General features: G+C 66.1%; 10 protein-coding genes. 4 read left to right on the forward strand and 6 right to left on the reverse strand.

Translation table 11 applies throughout. The features are described 5' to 3' along the window. Window positions 1–131: 131 nt before the first annotated feature. Window positions 132–749, reverse strand: coding sequence for a class I SAM-dependent methyltransferase (locus L1892_RS24320; protein WP_235726318.1), 618 nt, complete (start codon window positions 747–749; stop codon window positions 132–134). A gap of 84 nt (window positions 750–833) precedes the next feature. On the opposite strand from L1892_RS24320, the gene menD reads away from it, so the two are divergent. Next, complete coding sequence (gene menD / locus L1892_RS24325; RefSeq protein WP_235726319.1) at window positions 834–2,498, forward strand: 2-succinyl-5-enolpyruvyl-6-hydroxy-3-cyclohexene-1-carboxylic-acid synthase; 1,665 nt, start codon at window positions 834–836, stop codon at window positions 2,496–2,498. A 72-nt stretch (window positions 2,499–2,570) separates the two neighbouring features. Here menD and L1892_RS24330 read toward each other — a convergent pair whose 3' ends face one another. The 3 genes from L1892_RS24330 to L1892_RS24340 form a co-directional block, all read right to left on the reverse strand. Further along, complete coding sequence (locus L1892_RS24330; RefSeq protein WP_235726320.1) at window positions 2,571–2,912, reverse strand: hypothetical protein; 342 nt, start codon at window positions 2,910–2,912, stop codon at window positions 2,571–2,573. 28 nt (window positions 2,913–2,940) lie between these two features. Then, complete coding sequence (locus L1892_RS24335; RefSeq protein WP_235726321.1) at window positions 2,941–3,351, reverse strand: hypothetical protein; 411 nt, start codon at window positions 3,349–3,351, stop codon at window positions 2,941–2,943. Window positions 3,352–3,493: 142 nt separating this feature from the next. Continuing rightward, on the reverse strand, window positions 3,494–4,438 hold the full coding sequence (locus L1892_RS24340; RefSeq protein WP_235726322.1) for a hypothetical protein: 945 nt from the start codon (window positions 4,436–4,438) through the stop codon (window positions 3,494–3,496). 101 nt (window positions 4,439–4,539) lie between these two features. Between L1892_RS24340 and L1892_RS24345 the strand changes: the two genes are divergently transcribed. After that, entirely contained in the window at window positions 4,540–5,046 is a 507-nt protein-coding gene (locus L1892_RS24345; protein ID WP_235726323.1) for a DUF3592 domain-containing protein, read from the forward strand. On the opposite strand, the gene L1892_RS24350 is transcribed toward L1892_RS24345, so the two are convergent. Beyond that, on the reverse strand, window positions 4,998–5,483 hold the full coding sequence (locus L1892_RS24350; RefSeq protein ID WP_308191735.1) for a Type 1 glutamine amidotransferase-like domain-containing protein: 486 nt from the start codon (window positions 5,481–5,483) through the stop codon (window positions 4,998–5,000). The two genes, L1892_RS24345 and L1892_RS24350, sit on opposite strands and share 49 nt — an antisense overlap. A 248-nt stretch (window positions 5,484–5,731) precedes the next feature. Between L1892_RS24350 and L1892_RS24355 the strand changes: the two genes are divergently transcribed. Both L1892_RS24355 and L1892_RS24360 read left to right on the forward strand, forming a co-directional pair. Then, complete coding sequence (locus L1892_RS24355) at window positions 5,732–6,874, forward strand: glycosyltransferase family 4 protein (protein ID WP_235726324.1); 1,143 nt, start codon at window positions 5,732–5,734, stop codon at window positions 6,872–6,874. Between the two features lie 24 nt (window positions 6,875–6,898). Continuing rightward, window positions 6,899–7,597 (forward strand): demethylmenaquinone methyltransferase, encoded by a 699-nt coding sequence (locus tag L1892_RS24360; protein ID WP_235726325.1) that lies wholly within the window; start codon window positions 6,899–6,901, stop codon window positions 7,595–7,597. Here the strand turns inward: L1892_RS24360 and L1892_RS24365 are convergent. Then, complete coding sequence (locus L1892_RS24365) at window positions 7,579–8,550, reverse strand: oxygenase MpaB family protein (protein WP_235726326.1); 972 nt, start codon at window positions 8,548–8,550, stop codon at window positions 7,579–7,581. The genes L1892_RS24360 and L1892_RS24365 overlap by 19 nt on opposite strands. Between the last annotated feature and the right edge of the window lie 212 nt (window positions 8,551–8,762).

Consider the following 8,762-nt stretch of genomic DNA (forward strand, 5'->3'; position numbering starts at 1 on the left):
ACCAACTCAAACAACTCGGCTACCAGGTCCACCTCGAGAAAGCGTCCTGACCCGAAACCGTCCCGACCCAGCGCCCACGACGCCAGTCAGCGACGCCACCTCACCTAACCTTCCTTACAGATCACTTGTGGCTAGCCCACCTGCGCGACGCCGAGACTCATCGCTGCCATCGGCTTGGGGGTGTGTTCCTCGTAGAAGGTGTCCAGAGTGGTGATGGTGAGGTCGGCGTCGCGCAGGGCGGCGGGGATGTCGCGGGTGAGGTGGCAACCGCCGGCGACGCGTTTCTGGATCGGCTCGAGTCGTCGCTGCCACTTACGGACCGACTCGTCGGGAGCGTTGCCGTGCTCGAGGAAGTGCAGGGTGCCGCCGTCCTTCACGACGCGCTTGACCTCGGCGAGTGCGGCGGCGAGATCGGGGATGGTGCACAGGGTGTAGGTGCTCAGGGCCGCGTCGAAGGTGTCGTCGTCGAAGGGGAGTCGTTGACCGTCGAGTCCGGCCCGTTCGATCGGCACGGGCGAGGCGTAGACGCGGTCGGCGGCGATCTTCCACCCGGTGTTGGATGGTTCGATCGCCGCGACCCGCGTGACGGCTTCCGGATAGAACGGCACGTTGAGGCCCGAGCCGAAGCCGAGCTCGACCACTTCTCCCGACAAGCCCGCGCAGGTGCGGCTGCGCAGCGGCAGGGTGTCCTTCATGCCGCAGGTGATGTTGATCAGGTACGGCAGGATTCTGTCCTCGTAGAAGCCCATGACTCCATGGTGCGCCGATGACGTGACGGGCACCATGTCCTTACGCCGTGCGTAGTAGATCGGGTGTCGTCCTAGGCTGGAGGAATGAATCCCTCGACTCTGCAGGCGCGCGTGATCGTCGACGAGATGATCCGCTGCGGCGTGACCGAGGCCGTGCTGTGTCCGGGTTCGCGTAACGCCCCGCTGGCGTTCGCCCTGCACGCGGCCGACGTCGCGGGTCGACTTCGGCTGCATGTGCGTATCGACGAACGGTCGGCGGGATTCTTGGCGCTCGGATTGGCGGTGTCGTCGGGGCAGCCGGTGCCGATCGTGATGACCAGCGGCACCGCGGTGGCGAACATGAGTCCGGCGGTGTTCGAGGCCAACTATGCCCGCGTGCCGCTGGTGGTGGTCAGTGCGAATCGGCCCTACGAGCTGTTGGGGTCGGGCGCGAATCAGACCGTCGAACAGTTCGGCATCTTCGGCACCCAGGTGCGTGCGGCCATCAGCCTCGGGCTGGCCGAACAGGACCTCGACACCAACAGTCAGTGGCGTTCGGCCGTCGGCCGTGTGCTCGCGGCGGCGCGCGGTGCGCGCACCGGCAACGCGGGCCCGGTGCAGTTCGACATCCCGCTGCGCGAACCGCTCGTCCCGGACGCCACCGACGATGATCTGGGTGCCTTCGCCGGGCGGCCTGACGGCCTGCCGTGGACGCAGGCGCCCGTCGGCAAGCTCGACGTCCCGCTGCCCATCGACCTCTCGTTGGACACGGTGGTGGTCTCCGGGCACGGCTCGGGTGTGCATCCGGCGCTCGCCGGCATTCCGACCGTCGCCGAACCGACCGCACCGCACGCCGACACGCCGCTGCACCCGTTGGCGCTGGACTCCGTCCACCCGCAGCAGGCGATCATCTGCGGGCGGCCGACGCTGCATCGCGGGGTGTCGCGGCTGCTGGCCGACCCGAATGTGACGGTGTACGCACTCACCACCGGCCCACGTTGGCCCGATGTCTCCGGCAACGTCTACGCCACCGGCACCCGCGTGCAGCCGACCGGCGAGCCGCGCGAGGAGTGGCTCAAGGAGTGCGCCGACGTGCAGGAACGGGTGCTGGGGGCGGTCGACGCCGAACTCGACGGCATGCTCGACGACCCGGCCGCCACCACCGGACTGCATGTCGCGCGGGTGGTGAGTGCGGCGATGCGGCCCGGCGATCAGCTCGTCGTCGGCGCCAGCAACCCCATCCGAGACGTCGCGCTGGCCGGCCGGGTGACCGACGGGGTGCGCGTGCTGTCCAACCGGGGCGTCGCCGGGATCGACGGCACCAACTCGACGGCCATCGGTGCGGCGCTCGCGCTCGACCGGTCGTCGCCGGGTGCGCACACCATCGCGCTGATGGGGGACCTCACCTTCATTCACGACGCCACCGGTCTGGTCATCGGACCGGGCGAGCCGCGGCCGTCCTCGTTGCGGATCGTCGTCGCCAACGATGACGGCGGCGGCATTTTCGGTCTGCTCGAGCAGGGCGACCCGCGCTACAACACGGGCGCCTATTCGGGTGCCTACGAGCGGGTCTTCGGCACGCCGCATTCCGCCGACCTGGCATCCTTGTGCGCCGGCTTCCACGTGCCGCACCGGCGGGTGTCGATCGGCGAGCTGTCGTCGGTGCTGGCCGAGCCGGCCCCCGAAGGTGGCCTCGAGGTGATCGAGGTCCCCACCGACCGCGATCACCTGCGTGCCGTGCACGCGGCGATCGGGGCGCGGTTGCGTTAGTTGCCGCGGCACGGTTGCGGTAGGGAGCAGGACGGCGGCGAGAAACTGCGGCGGCGCGGATGTTGGGAGGCGTCAACCTGGCAAGGGCTGATTGCCAAGTCCGTTCAAGGATGTCGCAATGCGGCTGATCCCCTCGGCAGTGGCGTCGTCGGTGCTCTTGATCCGGTTGGCAGCTGCGACGATACGCTGGCCAGTCGACTGCAATTCGTTGATTGTCGAGTCGAGTTCCGACCGCATGCTGTTGGCGAACGCCACGAGCGCAGGCCCCGTGGCGAAGCCGTCATTTCCGTCGGCCGCCGGTTGGGCAGAGTCGAATAGTGCTAACAGCCCAGCACGTGCCTCACCGGCTTCATTTTCGATGATGGCGCCAGCGTTCTTGACACCAGATGGATTGATGTCGATTCGGTCGGTCATCTCCTGCCTTCCGTACTTGCTGTCATCGCTAGCCGCTGCCGCACGGAAGCCCGCTCCCATCAACTCCGTGGTAGGGCGAAGACGGTGCATCGATGACGGTCACAATGCCATACAGCGCCAACCCAGCGGCGACGACGAGCATGGCCAGTGTGATCAGAACCAGCCATGTCGGTGGAGAACTCCGTGTCCACCCGGCCACGATCGCCGCACACGCAAGTATCGAGAGAACGATTGCCAGTCCCCCGAAAAGTGTTGCCGACGGAAGCGGTTGGAGGTCGCGACAACCAGCCTTCACGGCCTGCTCCACCCAAATGTCGCGTTCGTGTTGTAGCACAACAATACTGGCGAGCGCCGCTGCAATGAAGATCAGGGCCGTTGCAGCAGCTGGCAGCATAACCACTCGTGAGCTCTTGGTTCGGTCGTGATGCAGGGTCACCATGTCTCCTTTGGCCTGACGATCGTGATCGTTTGCGCGCCCTCGCCCTGTTCGATCATCGGGAGTCGATCCTGCACGCTGTAATTTGCTGCACCGGGGGTGTGCTGGGTGTACAGCACCTGACCGTCTGGCAGCACTCCTGTCACTACCGCTGCGTGGTGGCTGAAGTCGCCTGATTCATGTGGCTGCGCATAGTTGGAATAGACGACGTCTCCGGGCATCGCCTGATCCAAGCCGACTGTTTGCCCGCCGTTACTGAGGAAGAACTCCCGCTGGGCGTCAGAATTGAACCAAAGATGTCTAGCTCGTCGTTCTCAGCGTTTGCGATGGCAAACCGAACTGTCTCTACCGGGTCGTACCCGCGGCCGCTGTCGGTAAGTTCGCGTTTGACGTCCTTTGATAGGCCATCAAGATCGGCGAGCTCAACCGGCACCGCGCGTTTAAGTTGCAGCTGCTGCTCAGGTGTCAGCCCTGCCCACCAGCGCCGCACTTCCTCTGGCGGTTGGCCGTCCGGCAACAGGTTTCGCATCTCCTTCAAGGCTGCCTGCACCGCTTGCGCCTGTTTCTCGCGAGCAGTGTCCGATGACACGGAATCCGGGTCGACGCTACATGCGGTGATCGCGTCGAGACACGACCGGTCCGCCTGAGAAGCAGCCTCGACAGCGTCGTCGATCATGGACTGAGCCTCGTCTCGCCATAAAATCGCGCGGTAGTAGTCTTCGGCCGAAGTGTCATCGGGAACAGCGACCGTGCCGTTCTCATCTACGGTGAGATTTCTGGAGGTAGCGAAGGTGGTCGCAGACACCAGCATTCGTTGGGCGATACCGATCGCGTCTTCCAGAGTGTCGAGTGCTGTCGCAACCCCGCGCGCCAAGATTCCGGCGTTGACCATTCTATTGGCGCAGCTCGCCAAGGAATCGCGGGCTAGCGTGCCGGTGTGATCTGGCCAGTGATCCACCAACGGATCGACGCCGTTGGCATGAATGTTGTCTGCCGTGCGTTCCGCCTGTTTGCTGACGTCGAGGATGTCGTCAGCAGCAGACTCCCATGGGTTGGGTCGAGCATCGCGGAGCTCAGCAAACGTGACCATGACTTTCCCCCGGCGTCACATCAGATGTCTGGAATCGAACGACCCTGCGATTCCCCACGCAGTGTACGTCGCTGCTGATCACAACCATTAGTCTGTCATTCGTGAACCCGACCATCCTGCGCCGCACCCAGTACGTCTTGGTGCTGTTGGGCATGGTGGTCACCACGATGGCGTTGGTGCTGGTCGCCGGGTGTCACCGCAATGACGCACAGATCGACGAGAACATGGCGACGGTGATGGCCGACGTCGTCTCCGCCGACCGGCTGCACGCCGCAGTCAATTTCCAGACCCCGGACGGCGACTTCCACAGCCCCCGCCTCGGCCTGCTGTATCCCACCGAGCTGACGCAGGGCCAGCGGATCAGCGTCGAGTACGACGTCACCAACCCCGACCTGGCGCGGCCCGCAGGCCGCAGCTGGACTTTGGCCATCGTCCCGGCGCTGTCGATCATCGTCGTCGGTTGGCTGATCGTGGGTGCGGTGATGGTGTTGCTTGCCGAGATCAACCGGCGGTGCAACGCTCGGCGCGCCCGGGCCGAGTCCGATCACGACGAGCCGGATCAGGACGAGATGACCGAACGTTCGGAACCCGAGACCAGCAACGCCTGATCGTCGGCGAGCATCCGCAACGTGAACCGGCTGCCGTAACGGATGCGCAGCTCGTCGACGACCGCGCGGCCGGACACGATGCCGTCGGCGTGCGGCACGATCACCTCGTCGATCCAGCCCAGGCCCGTCGTCGACGTCAGATCTGGTGCTTCGGTTGGATCGTCGAGCAGGCCGAGCGGTTCGATGTCGGCGCCGACGACGCAGGCCCCGGCGCTGGCACCCAGATACAGCATCCCGGCGCGGACTCGGTCGGTGAGCAGGCGGTCGACACCGGTGCGGCGCAGGACGGAGAGCAGGTGGAACACGTTGCCGCCGGAGACGAAGACGGCGTCCACATCGTCGAGCGCGGCCGCGGTCTCCGATGCGGACAGGATTTCGAGGTCGATGTCGGTGACGGTGAACCCCTGCTCGCGCAGCGTCCTGCGGTCGAGGTCCACCCAGGCGCGGTCGGGTAGATCGACGACGCGGTGGGGATGAACCCGATCCGCGCGCCACCGCGGCCGGTGACGAATTCGGGAACGGCACCCAGCCAGCGACTGAGCAACAACAGGTCGGCCACGTCTGAAGTGTGCCCGACGCCCGGGGAAACAACCGAGGGCGCCGTGTCGGATGCGTTCACCCGATCTTCGGGACGTGGTCACGTGTTCGGACCAACCGCGCAAGACGCCGGGCGGAGGATGGCGGCATGCGGGTCGCGATCGTCGCCGAGAGTTTCCTGCCGCAGATGAACGGAGTCGTCAATTCCGTCCTGCGGGTGGTCGACCACCTCGAACGCACCGGACACCATGTCGTGGTGATCGCGCCGGACACACCGCGTGGCGAGCTGTCGGCGCCGCGGATGGTGGGCCGCAGCACCCCGGTGCACCTGGTGCCGTCGGTGATGGTGCCCAAGGTGACGTCGCTGCCGATCGGTGTGCCCACCCCGGCGCTTTACCGGGCGTTGCGTGACGTCGAGCCCGACGTGGTGCACCTGGCGTCGCCGTTCGTGATCGGCGCGGCCGGTGCCGTCGCCGCGCGCCGGCTCGATGTCCCGACCGTGGCAGTGTTCCAGACCGACGTGGCCGGGTTCGCCGCCAGCTACGGCCTGGCCATCACCTCACGCTTGGCCTGGCGCTACACCCGCCGGCTGCACGAGATGTGCGACCGTACCCTGGCGCCGTCCACCGAGACGATGAAAGCCCTTAGCCAGCGGGGCGTTCCGCGGTTGTTCCGGTGGGGTAGGGGTGTCGACATCGAACAGTTCGATCCGGCGCACACCGACCCCGACCTCCGCGCGGCCTGGGCCGACGACGGTCGGCTCGTCGTCGGGTTCGTCGGACGATTGGCGCCAGAGAAACACGTGGAACGACTCGCCGCCGTGGCCCACGATCCGTCCGTGCAACTGGTCGTCGTCGGCGACGGGCCCGAACGGTCCCGGCTGGCGACGCTGATGCCCAACGCGGTGTTCACCGGGGAGCTGCGCGGCGCCGCACTGGCCAGGGCTTATGCGAGTTTCGACGTCTTCACCCACGCGGGTGAGCACGAGACGTTCTGCCAGACCATCCAGGAGGCCATGGCCAGCGGCCTGCCGGTGGTGGGCCCCGATGCAGGCGGGCCGCGCGACCTGGTGTCGCAGTTCCGCACCGGTTATCTGCTGCCGCCCGACCAGTTCACCGAGCGGCTGCCGGCGGTGATCGATGTCCTGCGGGACGCGACGTTGCGGGCGGAGATGGGTCGGGCCGCGCTGAGCGCGGTGCGGGCGCGGACGTGGCCGGCGGTGTGCGACGAACTGCTGGGTCACTATCGTGCGGTGACCGGACTCGACGAGGTGCGGACCCTCGCAGGTTGAGTCCCGCCGGGTAGCGTGGTCCCCATGGAATCCGGCTCGCAGGATCGCGCAACTCTGGACAAGGATCCGGCCGAGGTCGCCGCGATGTTCGACGGCGTAGCGAAGCGCTACGACCGCACCAACACCGTCCTCTCGTTCGGCCAGGACCGCGGCTGGCGGCGCAAGACCCGCAAGGCCCTGGACCTGCGACCCGGCGACATCGTGCTCGACCTGGCCGCCGGGACCGCGGTGTCGACCGTCGAACTCGGGACTTCGGGGGCGCACTGCATTGCGGCCGATTTCTCCCTGGGCATGCTGAAGGCCGGTGCGCACCGCGACGTGCCGAAGGTGGCCGCCGATGCGATGTCGCTGCCTTTCGCCGACGAATCATTCGACGCGGCAACGATTTCGTTCGGCCTGCGCAATGTGCACGATGTGCCGACGGCGTTATCGGAGTTGCGGCGGGTACTCAAACCCGGTGGTCGGCTGGTGATCTGCGAGTTCTCGACTCCCACCTTCCGTGCCTTCCGCACGGTCTACATGGAGTATCTGATGAAGGCGCTGCCCGCCGTTGCAACCAAGGTGTCCAGCAACCCGGCCGCGTATGTCTATCTCGCAGAATCGATTCGGGCATGGCCGGACCAGCCGCATTTGGCGGCATTGATCCGGATGGCCGGTTTCACCGACGTGGCGTGGCAGAATCTGACCGGCGGTATCGCGGCGATTCATTCGGCGGTGCGCTGACCCTTCGTGACTTGCGGGTCGACGGTCGCCACCGCCGACAACCCGTGCGGCACCGGACATCCCGGGGCAAACGTGCCCAACTCCTCGATACGGTATCCGCGCGGATAGCCGCACACCTGCGTCATCTCCCGACCGTACAGCGGTTCGGAACGAGGTCGCGCGCCGAACCGGATGGCCAGGCCGCGTGCTCTCAGTCCACCGCGCACAGCATTACGTTCGAGCGCCGTGGGCTTCGGGTAGCCGAACGCCTCGAGTAGCCGATCATCCATGAGCGCGAACGACATCCGGCGCACCACGGCACGCGGCAACAGTCGGTAGGGCAGGAAGGTGCCCAACAGATCCAGGGTCGCGTCGGCCACGGCGAGCGACTTCGGGCTGAACGCGAAATGGCGGCGCTCGTAGTCCTCGTAGAAGCGTTCGAAATCCGCGTAGGTCTCCGGGATGTCCTTGATGGCCATGTGCTTGCCGAGTCGGCGATAATAGTTGGTGAGGCCGTCGATCTCGTGGTCGGTGAGCCTGCGCCATTCGTAATTGTTGACCCACTGCACCGGGCACACCACGAACGTCGACAGCACGTAGAGCATGTCGTCGTTGGAGATGTCGTACATCGCGTGCATCTGATTGATCCGCCGAATACCCGCGCGGCCTGCGGGGCTGTCGAAGCCGTGCTCGATCGGGGCGTCGAGTAGCAGCACGGTGTCGTCGTAGCGTTTCTGCGTCTGTTCGGTGAACTGTCCGGTGGCGTAGAGCAATTCGCCGATCGACGGCACCGCGTACGTCCGGAACAGTGCGAAGCTCAGCGCCTGGGTGATACCCCACGGGAACTCTTGGGTGCCGAGCATGCGGGTGATGGCGACCGGGTCGTCGACGCGTGCGATCTCGCCGCGGTGGCGGTAGCGGGCGGCCGCCCGGTTCTGGATGGCGTCACGCGTGCGCTGCAGGGCGTTGGACATGCGTTGAAACATATCATTCATCTTGTTCCAAATGCGGGTGGCGTGATCTCGATACGGCTCCTCGCTGCGCTCGTCGCCTACTCGATCAGCAGGTGGTGTGGTTTCTCGGTGTGGTTGTCGTGTGCTCGATCAGCGGGTGGTGTGGTTTCTCGGTGTGGTTGTCGTGTGCTCGATCAGCGGGTGGTGTGGTTTCTCGGTGTGGTTGTCGTGTG

This window comes from Gordonia tangerina, assembly GCF_021556435.1.
Taxonomy (GTDB): Bacteria; Actinomycetota; Actinomycetes; order Mycobacteriales; family Mycobacteriaceae; genus Gordonia; species Gordonia tangerina.

Excerpts from the sequence above, each read along its gene's own strand:
- L1892_RS24320 (WP_235726318.1), bottom strand. The coding sequence starts at position 749 with ATGGGCTTCTACGAGGACAGAATCCTGCCGTACCTGATCAACATCACC.
- menD (WP_235726319.1), top strand. The coding sequence starts at position 834 with ATGAATCCCTCGACTCTGCAGGCGCGCGTGATCGTCGACGAGATGATC.
- L1892_RS24330 (WP_235726320.1), bottom strand. The coding sequence starts at position 2,912 with ATGACCGACCGAATCGACATCAATCCATCTGGTGTCAAGAACGCTGGC.
- L1892_RS24335 (WP_235726321.1), bottom strand. The coding sequence starts at position 3,351 with ATGGTGACCCTGCATCACGACCGAACCAAGAGCTCACGAGTGGTTATG.
- L1892_RS24340 (WP_235726322.1), bottom strand. The coding sequence starts at position 4,438 with ATGGTCACGTTTGCTGAGCTCCGCGATGCTCGACCCAACCCATGGGAG.
- L1892_RS24355 (WP_235726324.1), top strand. The coding sequence starts at position 5,732 with ATGCGGGTCGCGATCGTCGCCGAGAGTTTCCTGCCGCAGATGAACGGA.
- L1892_RS24360 (WP_235726325.1), top strand. The coding sequence starts at position 6,899 with ATGGAATCCGGCTCGCAGGATCGCGCAACTCTGGACAAGGATCCGGCC.
- L1892_RS24365 (WP_235726326.1), bottom strand. The coding sequence starts at position 8,550 with ATGTCCAACGCCCTGCAGCGCACGCGTGACGCCATCCAGAACCGGGCG.